This is a genomic window from Amycolatopsis sp. NPDC024027 (assembly GCF_040638975.1).
In the GTDB taxonomy this organism is placed as follows: Bacteria; Actinomycetota; Actinomycetes; order Mycobacteriales; family Pseudonocardiaceae; genus Amycolatopsis.
In genome coordinates this window covers 1-26,147 of sequence record NZ_JBEZYY010000024.1, presented here as the reverse complement: position 1 = coordinate 26,147, position 26,147 = coordinate 1, and the positions used below count along the sequence as shown (strand labels likewise).

General features: G+C 74.3%; 28 protein-coding genes and 1 pseudogene. 16 read left to right on the top strand and 13 right to left on the bottom strand.

The features are described from left to right. Positions 1-42: 42 nt before the first annotated feature. Both AB0F52_RS41255 and AB0F52_RS41250 read left to right on the top strand, forming a co-directional pair. Positions 43-624: an enoyl-CoA hydratase-related protein gene (locus tag AB0F52_RS41255; RefSeq protein ID WP_360183063.1), complete on the top strand. Its 582-nt coding sequence runs from the start codon at positions 43-45 to the stop codon at positions 622-624. Between the two features lie 30 nt (positions 625-654). Further along, positions 655-1,170: a dihydrofolate reductase family protein gene (locus AB0F52_RS41250; protein ID WP_360183061.1), complete on the top strand. Its 516-nt coding sequence runs from the start codon at positions 655-657 to the stop codon at positions 1,168-1,170. Positions 1,171-1,339: 169 nt separating this feature from the next. On the opposite strand, the gene AB0F52_RS41245 is transcribed toward AB0F52_RS41250, so the two are convergent. The 4 genes from AB0F52_RS41245 to AB0F52_RS41230 form a co-directional block, all read right to left on the bottom strand. Beyond that, the gene (locus AB0F52_RS41245) at positions 1,340-2,110 is read right to left on the bottom strand and encodes an SDR family oxidoreductase (protein ID WP_103337836.1); all 771 of its coding nucleotides are present in this window, start codon (positions 2,108-2,110) and stop codon (positions 1,340-1,342) included. Next, positions 2,107-2,859, bottom strand: coding sequence for an SDR family oxidoreductase (locus tag AB0F52_RS41240; RefSeq protein ID WP_360183058.1), 753 nt, complete (start codon positions 2,857-2,859; stop codon positions 2,107-2,109). The genes AB0F52_RS41245 and AB0F52_RS41240 overlap by 4 nt, the downstream gene beginning before the upstream one ends. Before the next feature lie 112 nt (positions 2,860-2,971). Next, a complete protein-coding gene (locus tag AB0F52_RS41235) occupies positions 2,972-3,934 on the bottom strand; it encodes a zinc-binding dehydrogenase (protein ID WP_360183056.1) in 963 nt (320 codons plus the stop codon). Positions 3,935-4,016: 82 nt separating this feature from the next. Then, positions 4,017-4,847 carry an alpha/beta fold hydrolase gene (locus tag AB0F52_RS41230; protein WP_360183054.1) on the bottom strand — a complete coding sequence of 277 codons (831 nt, stop codon included), beginning with the start codon at positions 4,845-4,847 and terminating at the stop codon, positions 4,017-4,019. A gap of 56 nt (positions 4,848-4,903) precedes the next feature. Here AB0F52_RS41230 and AB0F52_RS41225 point away from each other — a divergent pair, with 56 nt between their 5' ends. The 4 genes from AB0F52_RS41225 to AB0F52_RS41210 all read left to right on the top strand — a co-directional run bounded on the left by AB0F52_RS41225 (position 4,904) and on the right by AB0F52_RS41210 (position 10,683). Further along, entirely contained in the window at positions 4,904-5,512 is a 609-nt protein-coding gene (locus AB0F52_RS41225; protein ID WP_360183052.1) for an SGNH/GDSL hydrolase family protein, read from the top strand. Positions 5,513-5,745: 233 nt separating this feature from the next. Beyond that, the gene (locus tag AB0F52_RS41220) at positions 5,746-6,111 is read left to right on the top strand and encodes a hypothetical protein (protein ID WP_360183050.1); all 366 of its coding nucleotides are present in this window, start codon (positions 5,746-5,748) and stop codon (positions 6,109-6,111) included. 180 nt (positions 6,112-6,291) lie between these two features. Continuing rightward, positions 6,292-7,434: a cytochrome P450 gene (locus AB0F52_RS41215; protein WP_360183048.1), complete on the top strand. Its 1,143-nt coding sequence runs from the start codon at positions 6,292-6,294 to the stop codon at positions 7,432-7,434. A gap of 63 nt (positions 7,435-7,497) precedes the next feature. Then, entirely contained in the window at positions 7,498-10,683 is a 3,186-nt protein-coding gene (locus AB0F52_RS41210) for a BTAD domain-containing putative transcriptional regulator (RefSeq protein ID WP_360183046.1), read from the top strand. A gap of 114 nt (positions 10,684-10,797) precedes the next feature. On the opposite strand, the gene AB0F52_RS41205 is transcribed toward AB0F52_RS41210, so the two are convergent. The 3 genes from AB0F52_RS41205 to AB0F52_RS41195 are packed head-to-tail and all read right to left on the bottom strand — an operon-like array spanning position 10,798 to position 12,746. Further along, complete coding sequence (locus tag AB0F52_RS41205; RefSeq protein ID WP_360183044.1) at positions 10,798-11,529, bottom strand: metallophosphoesterase; 732 nt, start codon at positions 11,527-11,529, stop codon at positions 10,798-10,800. Then, the gene (locus AB0F52_RS41200) at positions 11,526-12,335 is read right to left on the bottom strand and encodes a nucleotidyltransferase (RefSeq protein WP_360183042.1); all 810 of its coding nucleotides are present in this window, start codon (positions 12,333-12,335) and stop codon (positions 11,526-11,528) included. The genes AB0F52_RS41205 and AB0F52_RS41200 overlap by 4 nt, the downstream gene beginning before the upstream one ends. A gap of 30 nt (positions 12,336-12,365) precedes the next feature. After that, positions 12,366-12,746, bottom strand: a complete 381-nt coding sequence (locus AB0F52_RS41195) for an STAS domain-containing protein (protein ID WP_360183040.1) — start codon at positions 12,744-12,746, stop codon at positions 12,366-12,368. Positions 12,747-12,861: 115 nt separating this feature from the next. Here AB0F52_RS41195 and AB0F52_RS41190 point away from each other — a divergent pair, with 115 nt between their 5' ends. From AB0F52_RS41190 to AB0F52_RS41165, 6 genes are all read left to right on the top strand, one after another. Beyond that, complete coding sequence (locus AB0F52_RS41190) at positions 12,862-13,326, top strand: SRPBCC family protein (RefSeq protein WP_360183038.1); 465 nt, start codon at positions 12,862-12,864, stop codon at positions 13,324-13,326. Positions 13,327-13,334: 8 nt separating this feature from the next. Beyond that, entirely contained in the window at positions 13,335-14,162 is an 828-nt protein-coding gene (locus tag AB0F52_RS41185) for a MerR family transcriptional regulator (protein ID WP_360183036.1), read from the top strand. A gap of 77 nt (positions 14,163-14,239) precedes the next feature. Then, the gene (locus tag AB0F52_RS41180) at positions 14,240-15,133 is read left to right on the top strand and encodes a hypothetical protein (RefSeq protein ID WP_360183034.1); all 894 of its coding nucleotides are present in this window, start codon (positions 14,240-14,242) and stop codon (positions 15,131-15,133) included. Beyond that, on the top strand, positions 15,133-15,561 hold the full coding sequence (locus AB0F52_RS41175; RefSeq protein WP_360183032.1) for a phage holin family protein: 429 nt from the start codon (positions 15,133-15,135) through the stop codon (positions 15,559-15,561). Before AB0F52_RS41180 ends, AB0F52_RS41175 begins: the two co-directional genes overlap by 1 nt. Continuing rightward, the gene (locus AB0F52_RS41170; protein ID WP_360183030.1) at positions 15,558-16,169 is read left to right on the top strand and encodes a DUF3618 domain-containing protein; all 612 of its coding nucleotides are present in this window, start codon (positions 15,558-15,560) and stop codon (positions 16,167-16,169) included. Before AB0F52_RS41175 ends, AB0F52_RS41170 begins: the two co-directional genes overlap by 4 nt. A 79-nt stretch (positions 16,170-16,248) precedes the next feature. After that, on the top strand, positions 16,249-17,055 hold the full coding sequence (locus AB0F52_RS41165) for an MBL fold metallo-hydrolase (protein WP_360183029.1): 807 nt from the start codon (positions 16,249-16,251) through the stop codon (positions 17,053-17,055). 249 nt (positions 17,056-17,304) lie between these two features. Here AB0F52_RS41165 and AB0F52_RS41160 read toward each other — a convergent pair whose 3' ends face one another. The 3 genes from AB0F52_RS41160 to AB0F52_RS41150 all read right to left on the bottom strand — a co-directional run bounded on the left by AB0F52_RS41160 (position 17,305) and on the right by AB0F52_RS41150 (position 20,150). Beyond that, positions 17,305-17,601 carry a hypothetical protein gene (locus AB0F52_RS41160; protein ID WP_360183027.1) on the bottom strand — a complete coding sequence of 99 codons (297 nt, stop codon included), beginning with the start codon at positions 17,599-17,601 and terminating at the stop codon, positions 17,305-17,307. 97 nt (positions 17,602-17,698) lie between these two features. After that, complete coding sequence (locus AB0F52_RS41155) at positions 17,699-19,471, bottom strand: GMC family oxidoreductase N-terminal domain-containing protein (RefSeq protein WP_360183025.1); 1,773 nt, start codon at positions 19,469-19,471, stop codon at positions 17,699-17,701. 13 nt (positions 19,472-19,484) lie between these two features. Beyond that, complete coding sequence (locus AB0F52_RS41150; protein ID WP_360183023.1) at positions 19,485-20,150, bottom strand: hypothetical protein; 666 nt, start codon at positions 20,148-20,150, stop codon at positions 19,485-19,487. Positions 20,151-20,584: 434 nt separating this feature from the next. Between AB0F52_RS41150 and AB0F52_RS41145 the strand changes: the two genes are divergently transcribed. The 3 genes from AB0F52_RS41145 (at position 20,585) to AB0F52_RS41135 (ending at position 22,809) form a co-directional block, all read left to right on the top strand. Further along, positions 20,585-21,244, top strand: a complete 660-nt coding sequence (locus tag AB0F52_RS41145) for a lytic polysaccharide monooxygenase (RefSeq protein ID WP_360183021.1) — start codon at positions 20,585-20,587, stop codon at positions 21,242-21,244. Between the two features lie 100 nt (positions 21,245-21,344). Then, positions 21,345-21,935, top strand: coding sequence for an HD domain-containing protein (locus AB0F52_RS41140; protein WP_360183019.1), 591 nt, complete (start codon positions 21,345-21,347; stop codon positions 21,933-21,935). A 1-nt stretch (position 21,936) separates the two neighbouring features. Next, entirely contained in the window at positions 21,937-22,809 is an 873-nt protein-coding gene (locus tag AB0F52_RS41135) for an NADP-dependent oxidoreductase (protein ID WP_360183017.1), read from the top strand. Here the strand turns inward: AB0F52_RS41135 and AB0F52_RS41130 are convergent. The 3 genes from AB0F52_RS41130 to AB0F52_RS41120 all read right to left on the bottom strand — a co-directional run bounded on the left by AB0F52_RS41130 (position 22,793) and on the right by AB0F52_RS41120 (position 25,663). After that, complete coding sequence (locus tag AB0F52_RS41130; protein ID WP_360183015.1) at positions 22,793-23,569, bottom strand: sugar phosphate isomerase/epimerase family protein; 777 nt, start codon at positions 23,567-23,569, stop codon at positions 22,793-22,795. The two genes, AB0F52_RS41135 and AB0F52_RS41130, sit on opposite strands and share 17 nt — an antisense overlap. A 620-nt stretch (positions 23,570-24,189) precedes the next feature. After that, positions 24,190-25,059, bottom strand: coding sequence for a hypothetical protein (locus AB0F52_RS41125; RefSeq protein ID WP_360183013.1), 870 nt, complete (start codon positions 25,057-25,059; stop codon positions 24,190-24,192). A 64-nt stretch (positions 25,060-25,123) separates the two neighbouring features. Beyond that, positions 25,124-25,663: an ABATE domain-containing protein gene (locus AB0F52_RS41120; protein ID WP_285990358.1), complete on the bottom strand. Its 540-nt coding sequence runs from the start codon at positions 25,661-25,663 to the stop codon at positions 25,124-25,126. A 72-nt stretch (positions 25,664-25,735) separates the two neighbouring features. On the opposite strand from AB0F52_RS41120, the pseudogene AB0F52_RS41115 reads away from it, so the two are divergent. Beyond that, positions 25,736-26,147 (top strand): annotated as a pseudogene (locus tag AB0F52_RS41115) (MFS transporter); the annotation flags it as partial.

Below are 26,147 nucleotides of genomic sequence, written 5' to 3'. Positions count from 1 at the left end.
CACGGGGGCGGGCCGGGCCTTCTGCCCGGCGCGGACCTGGAGTTGCTCGGCACGATCGCCACCCGGCCCCCGGTCGAGGACAACTTCCGGGACGTGCTGGCGGCGGCGTCGGTCGGTGTCCCGGTGGTCGCCGCGGTCAACGGCGGCTGCGCCGGCCTGGGGTTCGTCATCGCCTGCTCGGCGGACGTCCGGTTCGCGGCCGCCGGCGCGAAGTTCACCACCGCGTTCGCCCGCCGCGGCCTGATCGCCGAGTACGGCATCGCGAAGCTGCTCCCGGAGCTCGTCGGCCAGGGCCGGGCCCGCGACCTGCTGCTGTCCGGGCGGACGTTCACCGCGGCACAGGCGCTCGAGTACGGCCTGGTCCAGGAGGTGGTCCCGCCCGGCGAGCTGGAGGCGCGCGCGCACGCGTACGCGACCGAGCTGGCGACGTACAGCGCACCGCGATCGATGGCGGTGATGAAGGCGCAATTCGCGCGGGAGGCGCTGCTGCCGCTCGCCGAGGCGGCCCGCTCGGCCACCGGGCTGATGATCGAGTCCTTCGGCCGTCCCGAGCTGGCGGAGGGGCTGGCGAGCTGGAACGAGCGCCGTCCACCGCGGTTCCCGCCGGTTACTTCCGACCGATGAGCTTTCGCCGTCCCGGTCGTCAGTACCGGCATGGCCAAGTTGCTCTACGCGTTCAGCTGCTCGATCGACGGTTTCATCGCCGGCCCGGGCGGCGACATGTCCTGGTTGACCCCGCACCTGCACCCCGACCCGGAGGTCGACGCCCTGATCCCCCGCATCGGAGCCCTGCTGGTGGGCCGCCGCACCTACGACGGCGACGACCCGCACCGCGGTGGCCCGGGCGAAGGCCAGGCGTTCGGCGGCGGCTGGGAGGGGCCGCAGTTCGTCCTGACCCACCGGGCCGCCGCTCCGGCTCCCGGAGTGACTTTCGCCGGCGACCTGGCTTCGGCGGTTTCCGCGGCCAAGGCGGCGGCCGGCGAGAAGTACGTCAACGTTCTCGGCGCCGAGGTGGCCCGGCAGTGTCTCGAGGCCGGGGTGCTCGACGAGGTCCTCGCGCTGCCCGTCCCGGTGCTCCTCGGCGACGGGGTCCGGATGTTCGACCGTCCCGGCGGTGGCACGATCGAGCTGGAACGCCTGCGCCCGAACTGGTACCGGGTGATCCGCTAGTGTCGCAAGTTGTTTGACGTTCGGGGTCACTGCAACCGCCCGGTCAGTGCGGACTTCCGGCCGCGGCGATGCAGTGAATGACTCATTCCTGGCGTCCGACGACATGAATGAGTCATTCACTGCATCGGACCAGCCACCACCAAGGCCACCAAGGCCACCGGGCGACCGCTCACAGCTCCCCGACGGCCTCCTCGACCTTGCGCTGCAGCTTGTTCATCCCGCCGAGCCACCGGTCGGTGTCGGTGGCCCGCGCCGCGTAGTAGCCCGCGACCTCGGGGTGCGGCAGCACCAGGAACCGCTTTTCCGCCATCGCCGCGAACAGCGCGTCGGCGACCTGCTCCGGCTCGATCGCCGAGGCGCCCATCAGCAGCCGGCCCGCCGTGCCGGTGCTCTCCAGCATCGCCGTGCGCACGCCCTGCGGGCAGATCGCCTGCACCGTGATGCCGCGGTGGCGGTAGGTCGCCGACAGCCATTCCGCGAACGCCAGCGCGCCGTGCTTGGTCACCGAGTACGGCGCCGAGCCGAGGCTGGTCAGCAGGCCGGCCGCCGACACCGTCGCGACGAAGTGGCCCCGGCCGCGCTCGAGCCACGCCGGCAGCAGCAGGTTCGCCGCGCGGACGTGCGACATGACGTTGACGTCCCAGGTGCGCGCCCACACCTCCTCGCCGCTCTCCGCGCCGCCGAAGGGCGCGATGCCCGCGTTCGCGCAGAACACGTCGATCTCGCCGAGCGCCGAGCGGGCGCTGTCGATCAGCTTCGTGACGCCGTCCAGGCTCGCCACGTCTCCCGCGAACGCCGTCCCGCCGACTTCGGCGGCCACCTCCGCGGCTTTGTCCCCGTCGAGGTCGGCCACGACGACCTGGGCGCCGTCGGCGGCGAAGCGACGAGCCAGCGCGGCGCCGATCCCGCCGCCGCCCCCGGTGACGACGACGCCGGTCACAGGCCACCGCCGAGGGTCACGCCACCGTCGAGGACCACCGTCTGGCCGGTGATCCAGCCCGCGTCGTCGGACAGCAGGAACGCCACCGCGCCCGCGATGTCGGCCGGCACGCCGAGCCGCTTCATCGGGTACGCCGCGGCGACCTCCTCCTCGCGGCCCTCGTACAGCGCGGTCGCGAACTTCGTCTTGACCACGGCCGGCGCGACGGCGTTGACGCGGATCTTCGGCCCCAGCTCGGCGCCGAGCTCGACGGTCAGCCGGATCAGCGCCGCCTTGCTGACGCCGTACATGCCGATGCCCGGCGAAGCGCCGAGGCCGGCGACGGAGGCGACGTTGACGACGGCACCGCCGTGCTCCCCCATCCACGCGTCGCGGGCCCGCTTGGTCCAGCCCAGCGGGGCGAGCACGTTGACGCCGAAGATCTTCGCCGCGGCGGCCGGGTCGATGTCCAGGGTGGACCCGTAGACGGGGTTGATGCCGGTGTTGTTGACCAGGTAGTCCAGCCGGCCGAAGGTCTCGATCGTCTTGGCGACCGTCTCGTCCTGGTGGTCGGTGTCGTCCGCCTTGCCCGCCACGAACATGGCGACATCGGGGCCGCCGAGGGAGCTGACGGCCTCTTCCAGGGCCTCCGGCTTGCGGGCGGTGAGGCAGACCCTGGCGCCGCGCTCGACGAGCGTCTTCGCGATCCCGAGGCCGATGCCCCGGCTGGCCCCGGTGACGATCGCGACGCGGTCCTTGAACGAGTTCACGGCAGGCGGTCTCCTTCGGCTGTGGTGCCCGGCACATACCAAGCAGTCGGTCAGTGGCCATTATGCGCGATCCGGCCGAGGTCTCAAGGCGGACGCCCGTCACACCCGCGGGTCACCGCACGCGGAGCACCAGCTTGCCGGTCGTCGAACCCGACTCGATGCGGCGGTGCGCGGTCGCCGCGTCGGCCAGCGGCAGGGATTCGACGTCGACGCGCAGGGTGCCGTCCGCGACGGCCGCGACGGCGCGGCGCACGGCCTGCCCCACGGTTTCCGGTGCCACGGCGGAAACCGCGGCGAGGTTGAACCCCGACACGGTCTTGGTGGTGAACCACAGTTCGTTGGCCGAGATGCCGACGTCCTCGGCGCCCGAGGCGTTGCCCATGACCACCAGGCGCCCCATCGGCGCGAGCCGGTCCAGGCTCGCGCGGCGCACCGGACCGCCGACCATGTCCACCACCACGTCGAACTCGCCGGTGCCGGCCACCTCGTCGCGCAGGACGACTTCGTCGTAGCCGAACGCCTTCGCGGCGGCGATCTTCGCTTCGCTCCCGACCGTGCCGACCACCCGGCCGGCGCCGAGCAGGCGGGCGACCTGGCCGAGCTGGCTGCCGACCCCGCCGGCGGCGGCGTGCACCAGGACGCGTTCGCCGCGCGCCAGCCCGGCCACGCGCTCGAGGACGAGGAAGGCGGTGGTGCTGTTGGACGGCACGGCCGCCGCCACCGCCAGCGCGGTTCCGCGCAGCGGGGCGACCAGGGCGGCCGAGGTGGTGACCACCTCGGCGTAGCCACCGCCCGAAACGATCGTCAACGCGGCGACCGGTTCCCCCACCGACAGGCCCTCGACGCCTTCGCCCAGCGCGCGGATCCGCCCGGAGACCTCGATGCCGGGGACGAAGGGCAGCGGGACGTCCACGACCCCCTGCCGGTAGAGGACCTCGGCGAAGTTGGCGCCGGCGTAGGCGACGTCGATCGAGACCTCGCCCGGCCCGGGCTCCGGCACCGCCACGGCGTCGAGCCGCAGGACCTCGGCCGGGCCGAACTCGGGGATGGTGACCGCCTTCATGCTGTTCGTCATGGCCCCGATCCTGCGGCGGCCGCGAGCACCGGACCAGGCCCGGCCGGACCTGGGTCCGCCAGGACCAGGCAGCGCCCGCGGCTCAGCGCGGCACCAGCGACGTCACCGCCTCGACCAGCTCCGGGCCGTCGAGCAGCACCGGGTCGTTGTGGCCGGCGCCGGGGATCTCCACCAGCCGGGCCGACGCCGCGGCCGCCACCTCGCGGCTCTGGGCGGGCGGGACGATCGAGTCCCGGCCGCCCACGACCACCACCACCGGGACGCGCAGGCGTGCGGCCCGCTCCTTGACCGGGAAGCGGTCGCGCAGCAGCAGGCGCACCGGCAGGTAGGGGTAGAGCTCCGCACCGACCGCGGCCAGGTCGACGAACGGCGACCGCAGCAGCAGGCCCGCCGGCGGGTGTTCGAGGGCCAGCTCCGTGACGACGGCGGAGCCGAGGCTTTCGCCGAAGTAGACGAGGCGCCCGGGCGGCACCCGCCGGTCCTCGGTGAGGAAGCGGTGGGCCGCGCGGACGTCGAGGGCCAGGCCCTCCTCGCTGGGCTCGCCCGGATTGCCGCCGTACCCGCGGTAGTCGAACACCAGCACGGCCAGCCCCGCCTGCGCCAGCTTCGCGGCCAGCGGGGCCCGGCCGGCCCGGTTGCCGCCGTTGCCGCCCGCGACCAGCACGGTCGCCGCCGGGTCCCGGCCGGCCGGGCGCAGGTACCAGGCACCCAGCTCCAGCCCGTCGGCGGTGCGGAGGCGGACGTCCTCCACCATCGTTTCGGAGGTTCCGGGCAGCACGCTCGCGGCCGCGGGCACCGGCCGGCGGTCCGGCAGGTAGATCAGCCGCCGCTGGACCGCCCAGATGGCCGCCAGCAGCACCACCACGACCACGATGGCCACCAGCACCACGCGCACGAGCACGGTTCTGGTCACCGTGACCTCCAGCTCGACGGGAAACAATGACGGCGTGGCCACGTTGTACCCCCGTGATGACCGCACCACTCGGATTCTGCGTCCTCGGCGACTCGCTGGCGGCGGGCGTCGGCAGCGCTCGCGAGGACGACACCCTCGGCCGGCGGCTCACCCGCCGCCTCCGCGACGCGGGCCACACCGTGCGCCTGCGGAACTTCGGCGTGCCCGGGGCCCGCTCGGCCGACCTCGACCGCCAGGTCGCGCTCGCCCTGGGTGAGCGCGTGGACCTGGCGCTGATCGTGATCGGCGCGAACGACCTCGCGGGGTTCGTCTCCCCCGCCGTCGGCGCGCGCCAGCTGCACGACGCCGTGGCGCGGCTGGTCCGCGCCGGCGCCCGCGTCATCGTGGTGCCGGCGCCCGATCTGGGGATCGTGGCGCGGGTGCCCGGCCCCTACCGGCAGCTGGTCTCGGCGGCCAGCGGTCACTACGCCCAGGCCCAAGCCGAGGCGGCCATCCGGGCCGGGGGTGCCGTGGCCACCGCCGGTCCCGAACTCGCCACTCGCTTCGCCGCCGAACCGGCCCTCTTCTCCGCCGACCGGTTCCACCCGTCTTCGGCCGGTTACGGCGTGATCGCCGAAGGCCTGGCACCGCACGTCCTGGCCGCGGCCGCGCAGCTGGCCGCCTGAGCCGGTTTTGCCCGGCTTTAACCGGCGCCCGGCAAGATCGGCTTCGTCAGGCGGTCGGTCGAGGGGCTGGGGTCCCGAGCTCACCGGCCGGGGGGACTTGCCGGTGTGAGGGTGCCGGTCGCCTGGCAGCCAGGGGGTACTGGGGGAGCGCTTCCCGCGTCGCTCGCGACGCGCGCTGCAGGCTGGGGGCCTGCAGCGCCCGCCCCTTCCGCTTCAGGGAGAGAGGGCAGAACATGTACCGATCAACCCGGCGCGCCGTCGTCGTGGGCGCGATCGCGGCCAGTGCGCTCGCACTCGCCGCACCGGCCGCACTGGCCACCGTGCAGGGCGGCATTTCGACGACGTGCCAGATCAACACCTGCCAGAACGACCCACCGGTCTGGTTCCCGGGCGGCACCCTTTCGGTCGACGCCGACGTGCACGGCAGCGGCCCGGCCCAATGGGTCGTCCGCAGGGACAACGGCGGCACCATCTGCCAATCCGGGTTCGCCGCCGAGGACCCGCCGCGGTCCTGGGTCTGCACCAACGTGTCCGCCCAATGGCTGTACGGCATCGTTTCCGGCGGCGCCCCGACCTCGAACATCGGCGTCCGCTGGTAACACCCACCGAGAGAAGGAGAACCACCATGAGGACGCTTCGCTTCTTCACCCGGTCCGTGGCGCGCAGCCTGCGGACCCGGGAACTGGGCGCCGCCTGGCGCTTCTACTACGAGATCTACTGATCACCACCGCGGCCGGGGTTCTCCGAACCCCGGCCGCGGCGTTTCCCGGGAGACCTCCGTGCGCCGAGCCACCGCCGAACCCGGCGGGTTCCTGACCGATCCGCTGACCGCCCTCGAGGGGTGGGCGGGCGACGGCGTGCCGATCCGCCGGTTCGAACCGGGCCGGTACCTGGTGTCCGGCGGCGAGCTCGTCCGCACGGCGCTGGCCGGGACCACCACGCCGTTCGAGGCGAAGGCCGCGACCTTCGGCGCCGTCGCGGGCTGGGTGCCCGGCTCCGGCCGCAGCCGCCCGGTCAACGCCGCGCTGGCGCGGGAACTCGACCGCGCCTGGCAGGCCGTGCCGGCCGAGCGGATCACCGCCGAACTCCGGCGGTCCGCCGAAGCCGGCGAGGCGTGGCCGGGCGCGCTTGCGCCGTGCTACCTGCGGCTCTTCGGCGAACAGCTCTTCCCCGGCCTGTCCCCGCAAGCCCGGCGGACGCTGCAGGACGCGCTCGCCGCGTCCGACGGGCTCGACCGCACGAGCACCACCCTGCGGCGGCTGCGGGGCCGGTTCGCGCACAGCCGGGCCGACGCCGCGCTGCACCGCTGGGCGACCGGCCGCGCCGATCCCCTCCCCGATGCGCTGCGGACCGCCCTCGGCTCGGCGGACGACGTGGCCCTGGCCCTGCACGGCCTGACCGGCGCGGTCTGCCGGGCCGCGGCGATGGTGTTCGCCTGGACCGTCCTGCTCGACCGGGGCTGGCGGCCCGGGACCCCGGCGGGCACGGTCCTGCGGGCTGCGCCGGTCACCGAGCCCGCCGCCCACCGCGTCCGGGAGGCCCTGCGGCTGTGGCCGGTGGCCTGGCTGCTGTCGCGCAAGGTCACCGCGGCCACCGAGCTCGGCGGGGTCCGGCTGGTCCCGGGCGACCGGCTGTACCTGTGCACCTACCTCCTCCACCGCGACCCGGACGTCTGGGCCGGGCCCGGCGAGTACCGCCCCGGCCGCTGGGCCCGGCCGCCCGAGGGCCACAAGGCCCGTTACCTGCCCTACGGCTTCGGCAGCGCCGCCTGCGTCGGCTCCCGGTTCGTGAACCAGGCGACGGCGAAGGTGCTCGAGTGCGCCGACGCGCTCGCCGGCTTCGACCTGCGGATCATCGAGCCCGAGCCGGTGTTCGGCTCGCTGCTCTCCCCGCCGGTGGTGCGGCCCGTCCCGCCGGACTGATCGATTCCGGCTACCCTCACCGCGGGATGACCGGTTCGTCCGGTTAGTGGGGGGTACGGAAAAGTGCTGAGTTTCGGGGTGCTGGGACCGTTGCGGGTCCAGCGGGACGGCGTGCCCGTCCCGGTGACCGGGCCCAAGGTGCGGGCCCTGCTGGCGGCGTTGCTGATGCGGGCGAACACGCCGGTGTCGCTCGAGCGGCTCACCGAGCTGCTGTGGGGCGACGACCCGCCGGAGACCGCGCGCAAGAGCCTCCAGGTGCACGCGGTCCGGCTGCGGCGGGCGCTCGGCGACGGCGTCGTCGAGACCCAGCCGGCCGGCTACCTGCTGCGCGTGCGGCCCGACCGGCACGACCTGCTGCGGTTCCGGGAGCTCACCGCCGCCGCGCGGGCCGAGCCGCGCCCGGACGCCGAACGCGAGCTGCTCGCCGCCGCGCTCGCCTGCTGGCGCGGCCCGGTGCTCGCCGACCTCCCGGCCGAGGTGCTGAGCCGGGTGGACGTCGCCCAGCCCACCGAAGAGCGCCTGCGCGCCCAGGAACGTTATTTCGAAGCCTGCCTGGAGCTGAGCCGGCCCGGTGAGATCACCGACGAGCTGGCGCGGGTGACCCGCGAACACCCGTGGCGGGAAGGGTTCTGGGCGTTGTACCTGGCGGCCCTGCACCGTTCGGGCCGCCGCGCCGAGGCCCTCGAGACCTACCGCGAGGTGCACCGGATGTTCACCGGTGAGCTGGGGGTCGGGCCCGGCGAGCGGCTGCGGCGCGCCCACCGGGCCGTCCTCGCCGACGGGGCACCCGAAGACGCGCCCGCGACCGCGCGGCCGGAGTTCCGGCCGCGGCAGCTGCCCCCGGACGTCGCCACGCTGGTCGGCCGGACCCGGCTGATGTCCACTTTGGACGAAGCCGTCGGCCCGGGCCGGGCACCCGGCACGCACCCGCCGATCGCGCTGCTCGTCGGGCCGGCCGGCGTGGGCAAGACGGCCGCCGCCGTGCACTGGGCCCACCGGGCCGCGCGGCACTTCCCGGACGGCCAGCTCTTCGCCGATCTCCAGGGCTACTCGACGGTTCCGGCGCTCGCGCAGCTCGAGGTGCTGACCCGGTTTTCGCACGCGCTCGGCGTCCGGCCCGGTCAGGTGCCGACCGAGCTCGCCGACGCCGCCGCGCTCTACCGCTCGGTGCTCGCCGACCGGCGGGTGCTGATCGTGCTGGACAACGTCGCCGGGCCGGACCAGGTGCGCGCGCTGCTGCCCGGGAGCCCGGGCTGCGCGGTGCTGATCACCAGCCGCGACCGGCTCTGCGGCCTGGCCGCCACCGTGGACACCCGGCTCGTGGAGCTGGCCGAGCTGCCGCCGGACGATGCGCTCGCGCTGCTCGCGTCGGTCGCCGGCGAGGAGCGGGTCGCCGCCGAGGACACCGCCGCACGCGAGCTGGTGCGGCTGTGTGCCGGGCTGCCGCTGGCGCTGCGGATCGTCGCGGCGAACCTCGCGCTGTGGCCGGATCGGTCGCTGCACGGCCACCTCGCCGAACTGGCCGGACCCGACCTCGAGCAGCTCGGCGTCCGGCGGGCCTTCGACCTGTCCTTCGACGCCGTTTCCCCGGCGGCGGCCGGGTTCTTCCGCCTGCTCGGGCTGGTGCCCGGCGCCGACGTCGGCGTGGCCGGCGCGGCCGCCCTCGCCGGGGTGGCCGAGCCCGACGCCGGCCGGCTGCTGTGGGAGCTGGCCGCGAGCCACCTGGTGCAGCCCCGCGGCGGCGACCGGTTCGGCCTGCACGACCTGCTCCGCGCGTACGCGGCCGGGCGGGCGCGGGCGGAGCTGCCGGCCGCCGAGCGGGCGGCCGCCCTCGACCGGCTCTTCGGGTACTACCTGCGTGCCGCGGCCGGCGCGGCGACCGCGCTCTACCCGGACCTGCAGCGGCTGCCCGACGCGCCCGAGCCCGGCGAGGCCGTCGAACCGGCCCGAGCCCGCCGGTGGCTGCTGGCCGAACACGGCAACGTGCTCGCGGCGATCCGCCGGACCGCCGGACAGGAGCGGGGGACGTTCGCCTGGCGGGCGGCCGACCTGCTGCGCGGCTTCTTCCATTCACACCGGCTGGACGCCGCCTGGCAGGCGGCGGCGACCGCCGGGCTGGCCGCCGCGCGGCGGGCCGGGGACGAGCGGGCGGCCGGGGCGATGCGGCACAGCCTCGGGGCGCTGGCCTGGAGCCGCGGCGACTACGAGACGGCGCTCGCGGAACTCGAAGCCGCCCAGGCGGCCTACCGCGCCGCCGGGGCCCGCGAAGGCGCCGACTCGGTCCTGCACGCGCTCGGCGTCGTGCACCTGGACCTCGGCCGGCTCGACCGGGCGATCGAGCACTTCACCGCCGCGCTCGCGGGCACGCTGCGCAGCGGCGCGTCGATCCGGGCGGCGAACGGGCTGATCAACCTGGGTGCCGTGCTCATCGAGCACGGGAGGCTCACCGAAGGCGTCGAGCACAACGAGCGCGCGCTCGAGCTCTGCCGCCGGCTCGGCTCACCGCACGCGGCGGCGATCGCCCAGTGCAACCTCGGGTACGGCTACCGCGTGTCGGGCGACCTCGGCCGGGCCGGAGCGGTGCTCACCGAGGCGCTGGAAGCGTTGCGGGAGCTGGGTTCCCGCGACGACGAGGCGGACGCGCTGGTCCGGCTGGCCGCGGTGCACCGGGTGACCGGCGACCTCGACCGGGCGTGGCCGGCGGCGAGGCTGGCGGTGACGGTGGCGCGCGAGGCGGGCAACCAGCGGTTCGAAGTGGACGCGCTCGGCGCGCTCGGCGACCTCCACCGCCAAGCGGGTGACCCGGCCGCGGCGCTGGCGGAGTACACCGAAGCCCACCGGCTGGCGGAGAAGATCGGCTACCTGCGCGGCCGGATCGCCACCCTGATCGGTCTGTCCACAGTGGATACCCTTGACGCGGCCAAGCACGCCGGGACGGCATTGAGCGAGGCCGAGCAGGGCGGCTTCCGGCTGCTGGCCGAGCAGGCCCGGACCAGCCTGGCGTGGGCGTCCTTCAACGCGGGTTCGCCTGCGGCCGCGGAAAGCCTGGCTCTCCAGGCGATCGCCGGGTTCCGGGCGACCGGGCACCGGCTGGGGCAGGCGTACGCGTTCGTGGTGCTCGGCCAGGCGCGCCTGGCCCTGAACGGCCCCGACGCGGCCCGGGAGTGCTGGCACACGGCCGAGGAGATCCTGGCCGCGGCCAGCGAACGCCCGGTGCTGGCGAGGGTCCGGGCCCTGCTGGCCGGGTGACCTCTCCCGGACCCTATCTTGATCTGCCACATCAGTGTAGCACTTAAATGCCTCATCGAGGTGACAGTTAACGCTAGGGTGGGAGAGTGAGGGCCGACGCCACACGCAATCTCGTCAGCGGCGCGTGGACAACTCCGCCGGATGCAGTTCGTAGAGCGCGTACGCCTTGCGGATCACCGGCTGCGCCACGTTCCGCACCCGCACCCCGCCAGGGGTCACGCCCTGCTCGCACCCGAAGTGCGCATGGCCGTGCAGGGCCAGGTCGGCACCCACCTCGTCGATCGGCTCGCAGAGCAGGTACGAACCGAGGAACGGGTGGATCTCTGGGGGCTCGCCGTGCAGGGTGCCGGGGATCGGGGCGTAGTGCGTCAGTGCGACGACGACGTCCGTGTCGAGGGTTTGCAACGCTTTGCGCAGCGAATCGGCCGAGGCCATCGTGTGCTCGACGAAGTCCTTCATCTCCCGCTCGCCGAAGCGGCTGGCGCACTTGCCGGCGAACCCGCCGCCGAAGCCCTTGACCCCGGCGACGCCCAGGGAGCCGTCGGGCAGGTCGAAGCGGACCGCGTCGCCCTCCAGCACCTCGACGCCGGTCTCGCGGAGCAGGTTCGAGATCATTTCCCCGAGGTCGCTGTGGTGGTCGTGGTTGCCCAGCACCGCGGCGATCGGCACGCCGAGCCCGGCGAGCTCGTCGGCCACCACCCGGGCTTCCTCGATGGTGCCGTGCCGGGTGAGGTCCCCGGCCAGCAGCAGGACGTCGGCGGTGCCCGCCAGGTGCTCCAGGGCCGGCCGGAGCAGGCCGCGGGAGTCCTCGCCCAGGTGCACGTCCCCGACCGCGGCGATCCTCATCGGCCGATCTCCTCCGCGCTCGCCGGTTCGCGGACGTCGGCGACCCGGATGTCGTTGTGCACCAGCTCCCCGGTCAGGTACTCGCCGACGACGGCGTCGACCTCCTCCTTGCGCGCGGCGCAGATCACTTCGCCGCTCAGGTGGACGTGCTCGCCCCGCACGGTCACGTGCACGCCGAGCTCGGCGGTGCGGGGGTCTTCGGCGAGGGCCCGGCTCAGCCGGGCGACGAGGTACTGCGGTGGTTCGGGCACGAGGGCCTCCTTCGGGTCGATCACGGCCAGGTCGCCGAGCAGCGCCAGGAACGCCCGGGCGTAGGGGGACGCCGACACCTGCACGGCGACGTCGGTCCAGTCGACCTGTTCGCGCAGGTCACGGGCGATCCGCAGCAGCGGCGCGAAGTCGCACCGGTGCGCGCTCAGCACGAGCAGCTTGTCCACCAGCAGGTCGGTGCCGGAGACGACCGGCGCCGCGGTGGACCCGATCCGCATCAGCGCGGCGCGGTCGAGCAGCTCGTCGGTCACCGGCCGGTGGTTGGGGCCGTGGATGAGGTCCACGAGGATGTCGCCGTCGTAGACCTTCGTCAGCCAGTCCTCCGGCGGGTGCACGCGGCGCAGGCCGGCGGCGGTGAGCACCTCCGCCGCCCGGTCGGCGTCGCCGGGTTTGAGGAACAGATCGACGTCGTGGTCCGACGGCGGCCCGCCGCGGGCGTACACGGCCAAGCCGCCGGCGACGGCGAACCGGATGCCCGTGCCGTCGAGGGCGGTCACGACGCGGGTCAGGCTCTGCAGCAGCGCCTCCGCTTCCATGGCGGAGGACTACCCGCGCCGGGGCCGGCCCTAACCGCCGTTCGCCGGCCGCTGCCGGATCCACGCGCGGGCCCCGTCGACCGTCGGGTGCAGCGCGAGCGTGCCGTCCAGGCGGGTGACCTGCAGGGAACGCAGCACCGGGCGCCCGTCGGCGACCACCGCGAACGGCCGGTCCGCGACCGCCGTCTCGGTGACGAGCTCGGCGAGGACCTGCAGCCCCGCCGACCCGCAGAAGGTGATGGCGCCCAGGTCCACGATGAGCGCTCCCGCCCCGCCCGCCAGCGCGGCCCTGGCCCGCGCCCGCAGGACCGGTGCGGTGCCGAGGTCCAGGTCCCCGGCCGCCGCCACGACGACGGCTTCGGGCACGGTGCGCACGCGCACCGTCAGCAGGGGCGGCCGATCGTCGGTCACGGGTGCTCCTTCCGTCGCTGTGCCCGACTTTAGATCGGTTGCATCGTTTTGTCATCGATTTGCCGGGTAACCGGGGAGGAGAGCATCCCGACCCAGGAAGAGAGGACAGGCTTCGATGAGCACCGTCACCGAATCCGTCGACGTCGAGACCGACGTCACCACCGCCTACAACCAGTGGACGCAGTTCGAGTCCTTCCCGCAGTTCATGGAGGGCGTCGACGAGATCCGGCAGCTCGACGACACCCACACCCACTGGAAGATCAGTGTCGGCGGGCAGACCCGCGAGTTCGACGCGACGATCACCGAGCAGCACCCGGACGAGCGCGTCGCCTGGAAGTCCGATTCCGGCCCGACCCACGCGGGCGTCGTGACGTTCCACCGCCTCGACGACCGGCACACCCGGGTCACCACCCAGCTCGACATCGACCCGGAAGGCTTCGTCGAGAACGTCGCCGACAAGCTCGGCATCCTGAACCGCCGCGTCAAGGCCGATCTCGGCCGGTTCAAGACGTTCATCGAAGAACGCGGCAGCCGCGAAACCGGCGCTTGGCGCGGTGACGTCGCGCGTCCCGGGAACTGAGCCTGCCGGTGGACCGCCCCGCGGCCGCCCCCGCCGTCACCTGGACGGCGGGGGCGGCCGCACGCATGCTGGGCCTGCCCGCGTCCACGCTGCGCGCGTGGCACCGGCGGTACGACCTCCCGCTGTCCGCCCCGCAGACCGGCACCCACCGCCACTACGGGCGGGCGGACATCGAGGCGCTGCTGCGGATGAAGCACCTGATCGAGCAGGGGCTCAGCGCGGAAGCCGCGGCCGCGCGGGCGTTCCACGCGAGCGCGAGCGACGTGGGCACGCTGCTGGCCGCCGTCCGCGGCCTGAAGATCGACACCGCCGCCGCGCTCCTCGACGCGCACCTCGCCGATCGTGGAGTCCTCGGCACCTGGGACGAGCTCTGCCGCCCGGCGCTGACCGCGCTCTGCGGCCCGGACGCCGACCGCTGCATCGACCTCGTGCACGGGCTGTCCTGGGCCATCGCCGCGGCCCTGCACCGGATTCCCACGCCCACCGGCGCCGGGCCCCCGGTTCTGCTGGCCTGTGTGGACGGTGATCGGCACACGCTGCCCTCGGAAGCCCTGCGCGCGGCGCTGGCCGAACACGGCCGCGAGGCGCTGTTCCTGGGCGCTTCGATACCGGAATCCGCGCTCCGGCACGCGATCGACCGCGTCCGCCCCGCCGCGGTCGTGCTGTGGAGCAGCCGCCCGGTCACTCCCCCCAGCGGGCTCCCGGTGCCGCGGCTCGTCCTGGCCGGGCCCGGCCGGCCACCGGGGACCGCGGGCCCGGACAGCCTGCGTGACGCGGTTTCGCTGCTGACGACGAGCCCCGCCGACGCCCGGTTTATCCCCCGGCCACCCGGGTAGCCAGCCGCCCTACCAGGCCGATGGTCGCCATCGGCACCCACGTAGGCGCGGAAGTGCCTCTCCCGCAGGAGGTCGAGATGACGCAGGGACCCGGCGGTCAGTCACCGCCGCAACACGCCCCCGGATCGCCGTCGATGCCGGAAACCGCCAAGGACGAAGCCCGCGAGGTGGCCTCCACCGCCGCCGACCGGGGTGGCGAAGTCGCCCGAACGGCGACGGACCAAGCGAAGCACGTGGCCGCGCACGCCCAGCAGGAAGCGCGCGACCTGGTCCGCGAAGGCCGGGAACAGCTGCAGGCGCAGGCCAAGGACGGCCAGCGGAAGGCCGCCGAGAGCCTCCACCAGCTGGCCGGTCAGCTCGAGCGGATGGCGCAGCAGACCGACTCCCCCGGCCTCGCCGGCGACGTCGCGCGCCAGGTGTCCGACCGGACGCGGTCGGTCGCCGACTGGCTCGAGCACCGCGAACCGGGTGACCTCCTGGACGAGGTGCGGCGCTTCGCCCGCCGTCGTCCCGGCACGTTCCTGGTCGGCGCGGCCGTCGCCGGTGCCCTCGTCGGGCGGCTCACTCGCGGCGTCGTCGCGCAGCAGAAGGAGGAAAGCTCCCCGAACGGCCAAGCGGGCGCTCCGCGGCCGCACGCCGGGCCCGCCGCGACCCCGCCCGTGCCGCAGCCGGGTGATGCCGGATACACCGCGCCGCAGGGGTTTCCGCAGCCGGGATACCCGGCCGCGGGCGGCTACGACGCACCTCAGCCCCCGGAAGGCGGCCTCGCGCCGCCGAACCGGCCGGGCGGGGCCCCGGGCGGCTACCACGCGCCTCAGCCCCCGGAAGGCCTCGCGCCGCCTCGGCCCACCGAAGGCCTCCCGCAGCCGAGCCACCCGGGCGCGGGGCCCGGTGGGTACACCGCGCCGCAGCCGCCGGACGCCCTGCCGCAGCCGAGCCCGCGCTTCTCCGGGCCGGGGCAGGTGCCGTGATGACGCAGGCACCCGGGCCCGTGCCCCGCACCGGTGAACCCGTCGACGTCGCCGACGCCTCCGTCGGCGAGCTGATGTCCAACGTCATGAAGGACCTCTCCACCCTGGTGCGGCAGGAAGTGGAGTTGGCGAAGGCCGAAGTGAAGGCCGAGGCGGGCAAGGCCGCGAAGGGCGCGGGCATGCTCGGCGGCGCCGGGTTCGCCGGCTACATGGTCGTGCTGTTCCTCTCCATCGCCCTGTGGCAGGGGCTGGCGAACGTGATGGACGCGGGGTGGGCGGCGCTGATCGTCGCGGTCGCGTGGGTGATCGCCGGCGCCGTGCTCTACGCGACGGGGCGGCGCGAAGTCCGCCGGATCAACCCGAAACCCGAACGCACCGTCGAGACCCTGCAGCAGGTCCCCGACGCACTGAAAGGCGAACGACGATGACCGAACCGGAGCGCATCCGCCGCGAAATCGAAGGCACGCAACGCAGTCTCAGCACGGACGTGAACGCCCTCACCGAAAAGGTGACCCCGGGCCGGATCGTCGAACGCCGCATCGGCCGGATGCGCTCGGCGGTGGGCCACGCGCGGGACCGCGTCATGGGCACCGCGTCGGAGCACGCGTCGACGGCGGGCGACAAGGTGGGTTCGGTCGCCCAGACCACCCAGGACAAGGTGAGTTCCGCTGCCGACGCCGTCAGCGAGGCGCCGCAGTCGATCCGCCGCGGCACGCAGGGCAACCCGCTGGCCGCCGGCCTGATCGCCTTCGGCGCCGGCTGGCTCGTGTCGTCCCTGCTGCCCGCGAGCGAGCCGGAGCGCCGGCTCGCCGGCCAGGCGACCGACCTCGCCAAGGAGCACGTGGCGCCGGTGGCCCAGCACGCGGCCGAAGAGCTGAAGGAGAACCTGCGCGAGCCCGCGCAGCAGGCGGCCGAGTCGGTGAAGTCCGAAGCCGCCGACGCGGCGTCCACGGTCAAGGACGAAGCGCGGTCCGCGACCGGCGACGTCACCGACCGCGCCCAGGAAGCCCGGGAGAACGTGCGCTCGCAGGGCTGAGGCGGCGTTCCGGGGCGCGGTCGCCCGGCCGCGCCCCGGCCCGTGCCATCCGGGCCCCGAAAAGCAGGGAAGGACTCCGATGCCCGCGTACGATCCGCCCGGTGGCGACTCCCTGATGTTCGTCGGGACCGCGACCACGGTGCTCCGGCTGGGCCCGTTCACCCTGCTCACCGACCCGAACTTCCTGCACCGCGGCCAGTGGTCGTACTTCGGGCAGGGCCTGTTTTCCCGGCGCCGCACCGAACCCGCGCTGCAGCCGGCGGACCTGCCGCCGCTGACCGCGGTCATCCTGTCCCACCTGCACGGCGACCACTTCGACCGGATCGCCGCGCGCGAACTCCCCCGCGACACCCCGATCCTCACCACCGAGCACGCCGCCACCCGCCTGCTGCGCCGGGGTTTCCACGCCCCGCTCCCGCTGCCGACGTGGACGACGGAGAACTTCTCGGACGGCGACGCGCGGCTGGCGGTGACGTCCGTCCCGGCGCGGCACGCCCCGGGCCCGGCCCGGCGGCTGCTCCCACCGGTCATGGGCAGCGTCCTGGAGTACCGCGCGACGCCGGAGGCCGATCCGCTGCGGATCTACGTCAGCGGCGACACCGTGCTGCACGACGAACTCCGCGCCATCCGGGACCACTTCCCCGGCCTCGACCTCGCGGTGGTGCACCTCGGCGGCACGCGCGCGTTCGGCGTGCTGGTCACCCTCGACCACCGCGGCGGGGTGGACCTGCTGAACCTGCTGGAGCCCCGCCGCACGGTGCCGGTGCACTTCGACGACTACGGCCTGTTCCACTCGCCGGTGTCGAACTTCCTGGAAGAGGTCCGGCGTCGGCGGCCGCCGACGCGGGTGCACCTGCTGCAGCGGGGCGAATTCCTTTCCCTGTGATTCCGGCGCGGTCCCGGTGCCGGTGCGCGGCACCGGGACCTGCGGAGGAACCAGCGTGTCGAAACCGTTGCCCGTGTCCTGCGAACTCGACGGCTCCCGGCACGCCGGCGTCGCTGCCGCGGGGATGCGCCTGGAGGCGCGGTGGCCGGGCCTGCGGAGGTCTCACCGGCCGCTGTCGGGGCAGGCAGCGCACGCCGGCGCCGGGGGAAACCCGGGCGCCGTCACGGCATCACTCCCCTTTCCTCGGTGTCAGTGGGGTTCGGTCCGTGGGGTTCGGTCCGTGCGGTTCGCCGTCCGAAGCCGCGGAGGGGCTCGCTCCCGCCGCGGGCACTTCGCGGCGAGCAGGCGGACACCCGGTCGCCGCCGCGGCACGCCGAGGACGGCGACCGGCCGGGGCACGCCGGGACGGCGTCGGGTGGCGGGAACAGGTGGCGGCGGCTCGAAGTTCGCGGCCACGATCGCGTCGAACTCGGCCCGGACCCACGCGGGGTCGGCCAGCACCAGCTCGGCGAACCCGTCGGCCGCACGGGTGATCCTGTCCGGCATCGTCGTTCACTCCCGGATCGTCTCGCGATGTCACCAGGTCCTGCGCTCCCTTATTCGTATAGCACCGGACGGAGATCGGTTCAAGTCCTCAAAGGACCTAAAGCCCGCGCGCCAGTACCGCTTGCGTGACACGGTCGTCGATGGACGACGTCGGCGCCTCGGTCCCCACCCACGGGTCGCCGCCGAAGCAGGCGCGGAAGATGTTCTCCGCCGTGCGGGTCGCCAGTGCCTGGGTCGTCAGCGTCGGGTTGGCACCGCCCACCGCGTTGGGCAGGGCCGAGTTGTCGGCGATGTACAGCCGGTCCACCCAGCGGGCCTCGGCCGTGCCGTCCAGCACCGAGTCGGCCGCGTCGATGCCCATCCGCATGCTCGACTGCACGTGGAGCAGCAGCGGCGCCCAGTCGAGCCGGTGCACCCGCCGGGCGCCCGCGAGGCGCATCAGCTCGGCCGAGCGCGCCGCGAGGTACTCGCGGTTGCGGCGGGTCCGCTCGCTGCGGGCGCGGTGGCGGACCTCCACGCGCGGCACCGGGCCGTGCGGGTCCGGCGGGATGACCGGCGACCGGGTCACCCGGTTCCCGGGCTGGACGTCGTCGTCGGTGACCACCAGCGCCGTGAGCAGCTTGTTGACGTCGCCCAGCGCGGCCTTGAGGTCGTTCCCGATCAGCCGCCCGAGTGTGTCGGCGCCCTGCAGGCCGACGTCCGCGCCGTTGTCGTAGGAGCCGGACATCCCGGCGTCGCTGTAGGCGAAGGCGAAGGCCTGCAGCGCCGGTGGCAGGCAGACGTTCTCCACACCGCCGTAACCGGGGAAGTCCATCCGGCAGTTGGACCCGGCGCCCTTGGCCTCGCCGGTGTAGGAGTCGAAGACGCCCACGACCCAGTCGAGGTGGTGCTCGGTCAGCCCGCGGCCCACCCAGTCGTTCGGGTTGGGCAGGCCGCTGTTGAGCCACAGGCGCGGGTTTTCGACGCAGCCGCCGGCGAGCACGACCACGCGGGCCTCGACGGTGTGCAGCGCGCCGTCGGGCGTGCGGTAGACGACCCCGCGCGCGACCGTCCGCGAACCGGACTGCCCGGTCAGCACCCGCACGACGTAGGCGTCGGTGCGCAGCTCCGCCGCCCGGCCGCCCGGCGACCACGCGTCGGCGGTGAGCATCATCGGCACGTAGGAGTTGTCGGTCGAGCGCTTGGCCTTCAGGTTGCGCGGGGCGCGCCGCGGTTCGAGGCAGCCCTGGAAGCAGTGCCCGCAGAAGGTGCAGCCCTGCGCTTCCGGGAAGAGCAGCCGGGCGGGGTCGTCGGTGCGGCCGGCCGTGCCGTGCGGCTGCAGGATCGCGTTCTCCTGCGCCCGGTAGGACGGGCCCCGCAGGTCCTTCCAGGTCTGGTGGACCAGTCCCATGCGCTCGGCGCCGCGGAAGAAGACGGCTTCCTTGGTACCCATCGGTGCCGTGCGCACCGGCAGCGTCTCCTCGCACCACTCGTAGTACGGCCGGAGTTCGGCGTAGGTGAAGGGGAAGACGTGCGCGGTGTCGTATTCGGTCCGGTCGGCGCCTTCGTAGCCGGCGAACACGCCGGGGGCCGGGCGCGGGTTGTTGCCGAAGTAGTGCAGCGTCGTCCCGCCGACCCCGGCGATCTGCCAGACGAACGAGTTCTGCGGGAAGTCCCGCAGCCACGGAGCTTCCGCCCGCCGGGCGGGTCCGACCCGGAACCGGCCGGTGATCGGGTCGTTCGTGTCGTCTTCCAGCCGCGTCCACTCCTGTTCGGGGCGCGGGTGCCGGGCCCCGGCTTCGAGCACGAGCACGTCCAGCCCGCGCGCGGCGAGTTCCTTGGCCACGACGGGCCCGCCGCCACCGGCCCCGACGACCACGATGTCGCGCATGCGCGGCGCCTCCCTAGTCCGTCACCCGGTCGATTCCGCGGTAATAACCGCGGAATTCGTTCCACCCGTCACCGACACCCTGGTAGGCGCTGATTCGCCAGCCCACCGGAATCGCGGTCAGCCGGTTCGCCGCCCGGTCGAACACCGCCGCTTCGGAATAGGAGACGAATGCGGCGAGCGTCGGGAGCGTGTCGAGGATGAAACGCACCGGCGTACCGTCGGCCAGTCCCGGTTCCTCGAGCCGCCGGAAGACTTCCACCTTGCCCGCGAAGGACAGGTTGGCGAACGACGCCGCGAACGGGCCGAGCGCGGCCGCCGGGTCCACCTCGATCGCCACGAGGTTGAGGATGGCCGCGACCGCGGCCGCGCCCGGCAGGTTCAGATCGAAGGGACGCCCGACGATCGGGTACGGAATCGCCTGGTCGTAGACATATCGCAACGCCGGTCCGGCGCCGGCCTCGACACCGCCGTCCGCGCTCGACGTCCGTCCCTGCCGCACCGAAAACGCGTCCCGGCCCGGCACGAGGAACGCAGCGAGCCCGGCCAGGGCGTCGTCGACCGGAGGCAGCGGGAGGGTCTCGGCGCGAGCCGTGCCCCAGGCGAGGAGAACGGGGATCGCCGCGGCGCCGCCGAGCACCACCCGCCGCCCGATCGGACGGTTTTCCGGGACAGGAGCCATGATCACCACCACGTTTCGCGTCCGGTCGGGGAATGCATCGGAAACGTTCGTGCCGGACCACTTTAGGCGCGTTTCGCCCGTGCGGCGGCCGGCACCGGCGGATCACCCGATCGGCCCCCGCCGGGTTGTGGCGGCAGACGGATTCCGCCACGCTTCGCCCGCCCTCCGGTGACAATTCTCCGGATGCACCCGTGCGGAGCAGCCGGCCGGTCCCGTGTTCACCGGGCGTCCCCGGCCCGGGACCGATCGGGCGGTCCGGGGTCGCGCTCCTTCCGCCGTTCAGTAACCGTTCAGTCCGGATCAGTGCCGGAAACCGATGCGCCACAACGGTTCCCGGAGATCGTGCGGTGGCCGGTGGCGGGTGGCGCCGCGTATGGTCGTCCGGCGCCACCTTGGGAGCGCTCCCAAATCCGGTCCCGACGAAGGAGGACAGCGTGGTTCCCCGACGCAAGACCTTGCTTTCCCTGCTGGTGACGGCGGTGACCGCCGTGCTGCTGGGCGGCGTGCTCACCGGCGTCGCCGACGCGCACGGTTCGGCCACCGACCCGCCGTCGCGCAACTACGGCTGCTGGAACCGCTGGGGCAGCGACTTCCAGAACCCGGCCATGGCGACGAAGGACCCGATGTGCTGGCAGGCCTGGCAGGCCGACCCGAACGCGATGTGGAACTGGAACGGGCTCTACCGCGAAGGCGTCAAGGGCAACCACCAGGGCGCGATCCCCGACGGAACGCTGTGCAGCGGCGGCCGCACGCAGGCACCCCGGTACAACGCCCTCGACACGGTCGGCGCGTGGCAGATGGCGAACAAGGACAACCGGTTCACCCTCACCATCACCGACCAGGCCCACCACGGCGCCGACTACCTGCTGGTGTACATCACCAAGCAGGGCTTCGACCCCGCCACGCAGCCGCTGGGCTGGGGCAACCTGGAACTGGTCGCCCAGACGGGCCGCTACGCACAGGCCGGGCAGTACCAGGTCGCGGTGAACGCGGGCACCCGGACGGGGCGGCACATCGTCTACACCATCTGGCAGGCGAGCCACCTCGACCAGTCGTACTACTTCTGCAGTGACGTGAACTTCTCCGGCCGCTGACCGGGCTGCACGCACCGGGCCGCGGGGCATCCCGCGGCCCGGCTCCACGAGTAAGTTACGTTACATGCATTGGTCGTAATGCAAGGCGTACGCTCGGGGTATGGAACTCACCCTGCCCGGCGGCCCGGCGTGCGGGCACGCCACCGGGGTCGCGGCGGCCTACTCGGCGCCGTCCCTGCTCAACCATTCGATGCGGGTGTACGCCTGGGCGGTCGCGCTCGGCGGCGTCCACCACGTCGACTTCGACCCCGAGCTGCTGTTCGTCGCGGCCATGCTGCACGACGTCGGGCTCGCGCCGGAGTTCGACAGCCACACCAAGCCGTTCGAGGTGGCCGGCGGGCACGTGGCGTGGGTGTTCGCCGCCGGCGCCGGCTGGCCGCCCGAGCGGCGCGCGCGGCTGGCGGAGGTGATCGTCCGGCACATGTGGGCGGAGGTCGACCCGGCCGAGGACCCCGAGGGTTTCCTGCTGTCGAGGGCCGCCGCGGCCGACATCGCCGGGCGCGACGTCGCGGACCTGCCCGCCGACCTGCGCGCGGCGGTCCTCGAGCGCTACCCGCGGCTGGACCTGGTGGCGGAGTTCCTCCGCTGCTTCGGCGACCAGGCGGCCCGCAAGCCGGAGAGCTCCGCCGCGGCCGCGATGCGCAACGACCTCGCCACCCGCATGGCCCGCAACCCGCTCGAGGAGAACTGACGTGCAAGCCATCACCGTCGCCGACCGGTCCGCCCAGCTCGCCCTGGCCGAACTGCCGTACCCCCACGCCGCCGAGAACGACGTCGTCGTGCGGGTGCACGCGGCCGGGTTCACCCCCGGCGAGCTGACCTGGCCGGCCACCTGGACCGACCGCGCCGGCCGGGACCGGACGCCGAGCGTCCCGGGCCACGAGCTGTCGGGCGTCGTCGCGGAACTCGGCTACGGGACCACCGGCCTGACCGTCGGCCAGCGGGTCTTCGGCATGGCCGACTGCGCCCGGAACGGCTCGCTGGCCGAGTACACGGCGGTCGAAGCGCGCAACCTCGCCCCATTGCCGGCCGACGTCGACCACGTCACGGCCGCGGCCCTGCCGATTTCCGGGCTGACGGCCTGGCAGGCGCTGTTCGACCACGGCCGCCTCACCGCGGGCCGGACCGTCCTCGTCCACGGCGCGGCCGGCAGCGTCGGGTCGCTCGCGGTGCAGCTGGCGCGGGAGGCGGGCGCCCGCGTGCTCGGCACCGGCCGGGCCGCCGACCGCGACACCGTGCTCGGGCTCGGCGCGGAAGCGTTCTTCGACCCGCTCTCCCCGGACATCGGCCCGGTGGACGTGGTGCTCGACGTCCTCGGCGGCGAGGTCCTCGACCGCTCCGCCGAGCTGGTCCGCGACGGCGGCACGCTCGTCACGATCGCCGAACCGCCCCGCCTCCGGCCCGGGATCTTCTTCGTCGTGGAGCCGGACCGGGCCCGCCTCGCGGACCTGGCCCAGCGGGTCCGGGACGGGCGCCTCCGCCCGCGGATCGACACGGTGCGCCCGCTGGCCGAAGCCCCGGCGGCGTTCGGCGCGCGGGGCCGGACGATCATCCGGGTGGCGTGAGGTACCGGCCGTACCAGGCCGCGGCGGCCCGCAGCGGGACGTCGACGGGTGCGAGGTCGGGGTACCAGGCTTTTTCCCATTCGAGTGACACCCAGCCGGACCACGACCGCAGCAGCTCACCGCAGTCATCGAGCGGGACGGCGCCCTCCCCCGGCGGGACGGGCGTCGGCGCTTCCCGGCTCGCCACGTCCTTGACCTGGAAGTAGCCGAGGTAGGGGCCGAGCACCGCCTCGGTGACGGCCGGCGCCTCACCGGCGCGCCAGGGGTGGACGGCGTCCCACAGCACGGCGGCCAGGTCCGGTTCCCCGAACCCGGCGACGAGGCTCAGGGCGGCGGCCCCGGTGGGGTGCGAATCGTGCGTCTCGACGAGCAGCCGAACACCGGCATCCCGCAGGTCATCGAGGACGGCGGCGATGCGGGGCTGCGCGTCACCGTCACCGCCGGGGAAGACGCGGATCGCGGGCGCACCGATGCGGTGCGCGAGGGCGATCAGGGCCCGGAGTTCATCGACAACGGGCCGGTCGTCGCCAGGGGCGGCGACTTTCGCGTATCCGGCGAGGCACGAGATGGCGAGACCTTCGCCATCCAGGAGCCGCCGGACGGCATCGATGGCGGCGCCGGGAAGTCCCAGGTGGACTTCTTCGTCGGGGTGCACGCGCAGTTCGAGGCCGGTGCAGCCGTGGGCGCACGCGGTGCGGGCGGCTTCGCGGACCGGGATGCCCGGCATGCCCAGCGTGCTCACCGCGAACTGCCGGTCCATCGACGACCTCCCCGTTTTGGTTCGGGCGCGAGTGTAAGCGCTTTCAGGAGTGCGTGGGATGGACGTGGCTGGGTTGCGGTGACTGGATTGGGTGACTCGCGGTCGCGGTGCCTGGATGCCAGGGCTGGTGGGCGCTTGTCCGCGGCGGGCGCGGGGGCAGGAAGCCTCGCTCTGTCTTGGCCCGAGGGTGGCGGTTCGCGGGCTCGGCAGCACGGGTACGCCAACTTCGGTGGGCCTGGCTCTAGCTCTTCGCCCGCAGGCGGCCGTTCGCCCGGCAACACCCGGCCTGCCGACTCAGCGCGCCTCACTCAGCCCTCACCTCGCGAGCGCCCGCCCGCAAACCCCGCAGCACCAGGCCCGCCGCCTCAGAGAGCCTCACGCCGCCCCGCCCCGCCAGCGGCCGTTCGCCCGGCAACACCCGGCCCGCCGACTCAGCGCGCCTCACTCAGCCTCACCGCGCGAGCGCCCGCCCGCCCGCAAACCCCACAGCACCAGGCCCGCAGCTTCAACGAGCCGCACCCCGCCTTCAACCGCAAGCGCGGCCGTTCGCACCTCGCCGTACCCGGGCATGCCGGTGCCCGCGCCCGTGATCACCTCGGGCGCGGGCACCGGCGCGCGGCCTAGTGGGCCTTGTTCTGGCCGCGGCCCGCGGGGGCGCGGCCGTTCGCGCCGTCGGCGGCCTTGGCCGCCTGCTGCGCGGGCTTCTCACCCGGCGCCGGGGCCGGCTTGGCCGCCGGCTGCGAGGCCGGGGTCGCCGGCTTGGGTGCGGCCGCCGCCGGCTTGTCCGCCGCTGTCCCGGTCGGCTGGGTCGCCGGCTTGTCCGCGGTCGTCCCGGCCGGCTGGGTCGCCGGCTTGTCCGCCGCAGTGCCGGCCGGCTTGTCCGCCGTGGTCCCGGCCGGTTTGTCCGCCGTGGTCGCCGTCGGCTGCGTAGCCGGCTTCTCGGCCGGCTGGGCCGGAGCGTTCTCGGCCAGCGGGTTCGGCCGCCGGACCTTGACCACCGCGACGACCGCCGCCGCCACCGCGCCCAGCGCCAGCAGCCACGGCCAGCGGGCGCGCTTCGTGCGCTCGCCGCGGGCCACGCTCTTGGCCTCCTGGAGCGCCACCGCCAAGTCGCGCTTCGCCGTGGCCACGGCCTTCCGCCGCTTCCGGCCGGACTCGCCCGCCGAGCTCACCACCGTCGCCACCGCCTGGGCCGCCTTGCGGCCCGGGTCGCGCAGCTTCGCCGCGCGGGCCAGGACCTCGTCGCGGGCCGCACCGGAGTTCGTCAGCACGTCACGGCGTGACGACCGCGTGCTCTTGTCGAGGTCCTTGGTCGCCGCGCGGCCGACCTTCGTCAGTTCGTCCTTGCCTTCGGCCAGCTTCCGATCGGTGATTTCGACCGCCCGCGCGGCCGCGGCCGCTCCCACCCGCGCGGCCTCCGCGGCGAGATCCCGTACGCCGGCCGCCGCCGTCTTCACCGATCGCCCGACCGGGGCGTCGCCCTGGCTCATGTGATCACCTCTCACTCGTCGCAGCAGGCGTCACCTGCTCAGCTCACACCTGTGGGCTACCCAGTCAAGGCGCATCCGGAACCTCGACCACCCGACGGCGCCGCCGGTACCCCGCGGACTTGACCTTGGTGCCGCACGCGGTCATGTCGCACCAGCGGCGACGGCCGGCGTGCGACGCGTCCAGGAACAGGCGGCTGCAGTCCGGGTGCGCGCACTCGCGGATCCGGGCGGCGTGCGGGCCGGCGAGCAGGTCGACGGCGTCGCGGGCGAGCGTCGAAAGCGCCTGGCCGAGGTCGCCGCGGTACTCGACCGCGGTGCCCGTCCAGTGCGGCACCAGCGGCGGCGGCGCGGCGAACGCGTTCAGCTCGGCTCGATCGCCGTCGCGCCCGGCCCGGCGGCACAGCCGGTGGACGGTTTCCCGGAGCGCGACGGTCCGGCGGAGCCCGGCGTCGTCGACGGCGATGCCGGCGCCGTACCCCGCTTCCGCCAGCCAGCGCGTGACGTCGGCGGGCGCGGTCAGCAGCTCACGCGGGTGCTCGTGGTGGCGGACCTGCAGCGTGGTCGTCAGGTCCAGGCAGGGGCGGCCGCTGAGGAAGGTGAACACGTCACCATATTGACCGGTGATGCGGTCGCCTGCCAAGGTGGCGTCACCAGACAATGGGGTGACGGAGGTGCGATGTCCGGGTTGACGCGGTACCTGACGGCCGCGGTGCTGGTCCGCGGCGCCGACAGCGGCGCCTCGGTCGGGCTCCTCCTGCTGGTCGCCGACCGGCACCAATCCGCGGCCACCGGCGGGTTGCTGATCGCCGCGCTGACCGCACCGCACCTGGTGGGCCCGTGGCTGGCCGTCCACCTCGACCGCGCCCGCGACCGGCGCCGGCTGCTGGCGCTCGCGTACCTGGTGTACGGGGTCGCACTGACCGCGGGTGCGCTCGCGACCGGCCGGCTGCCCACGGCCGCGGCCCTCGCCGCGGTGGCGGTCGCCGGCGCCTGCGGCCCCCTGCTGACCGGCGGGTTGAGCAGCGTGCTGGACGACCTCGGCCCCGGCCGCCGCGGCCGCGGCTGGGACGCGCTGACCTACGGCGTCG

Excerpts from the sequence above, each read along its gene's own strand:
- AB0F52_RS41250 (WP_360183061.1), top strand. The coding sequence starts at position 655 with ATGGCCAAGTTGCTCTACGCGTTCAGCTGCTCGATCGACGGTTTCATC.
- AB0F52_RS41155 (WP_360183025.1), bottom strand. The coding sequence starts at position 19,471 with ATGCGCGACATCGTGGTCGTCGGGGCCGGTGGCGGCGGGCCCGTCGTG.
- AB0F52_RS41175 (WP_360183032.1), top strand. The coding sequence starts at position 15,133 with ATGACGCAGGCACCCGGGCCCGTGCCCCGCACCGGTGAACCCGTCGAC.
- AB0F52_RS41125 (WP_360183013.1), bottom strand. The coding sequence starts at position 25,059 with ATGAGCCAGGGCGACGCCCCGGTCGGGCGATCGGTGAAGACGGCGGCG.
- AB0F52_RS41130 (WP_360183015.1), bottom strand. The coding sequence starts at position 23,569 with ATGGACCGGCAGTTCGCGGTGAGCACGCTGGGCATGCCGGGCATCCCG.
- AB0F52_RS41220 (WP_360183050.1), top strand. The coding sequence starts at position 5,746 with ATGTACCGATCAACCCGGCGCGCCGTCGTCGTGGGCGCGATCGCGGCC.
- AB0F52_RS41170 (WP_360183030.1), top strand. The coding sequence starts at position 15,558 with ATGACCGAACCGGAGCGCATCCGCCGCGAAATCGAAGGCACGCAACGC.
- AB0F52_RS41190 (WP_360183038.1), top strand. The coding sequence starts at position 12,862 with ATGAGCACCGTCACCGAATCCGTCGACGTCGAGACCGACGTCACCACC.
- AB0F52_RS41200 (WP_360183042.1), bottom strand. The coding sequence starts at position 12,335 with ATGGAAGCGGAGGCGCTGCTGCAGAGCCTGACCCGCGTCGTGACCGCC.
- AB0F52_RS41180 (WP_360183034.1), top strand. The coding sequence starts at position 14,240 with ATGACGCAGGGACCCGGCGGTCAGTCACCGCCGCAACACGCCCCCGGA.
- AB0F52_RS41225 (WP_360183052.1), top strand. The coding sequence starts at position 4,904 with ATGACCGCACCACTCGGATTCTGCGTCCTCGGCGACTCGCTGGCGGCG.
- AB0F52_RS41235 (WP_360183056.1), bottom strand. The coding sequence starts at position 3,934 with ATGACGAACAGCATGAAGGCGGTCACCATCCCCGAGTTCGGCCCGGCC.
- AB0F52_RS41205 (WP_360183044.1), bottom strand. The coding sequence starts at position 11,529 with ATGAGGATCGCCGCGGTCGGGGACGTGCACCTGGGCGAGGACTCCCGC.
- AB0F52_RS41160 (WP_360183027.1), bottom strand. The coding sequence starts at position 17,601 with ATGCCGGACAGGATCACCCGTGCGGCCGACGGGTTCGCCGAGCTGGTG.
- AB0F52_RS41150 (WP_360183023.1), bottom strand. The coding sequence starts at position 20,150 with ATGGCTCCTGTCCCGGAAAACCGTCCGATCGGGCGGCGGGTGGTGCTC.
- AB0F52_RS41140 (WP_360183019.1), top strand. The coding sequence starts at position 21,345 with ATGGAACTCACCCTGCCCGGCGGCCCGGCGTGCGGGCACGCCACCGGG.
- AB0F52_RS41165 (WP_360183029.1), top strand. The coding sequence starts at position 16,249 with ATGCCCGCGTACGATCCGCCCGGTGGCGACTCCCTGATGTTCGTCGGG.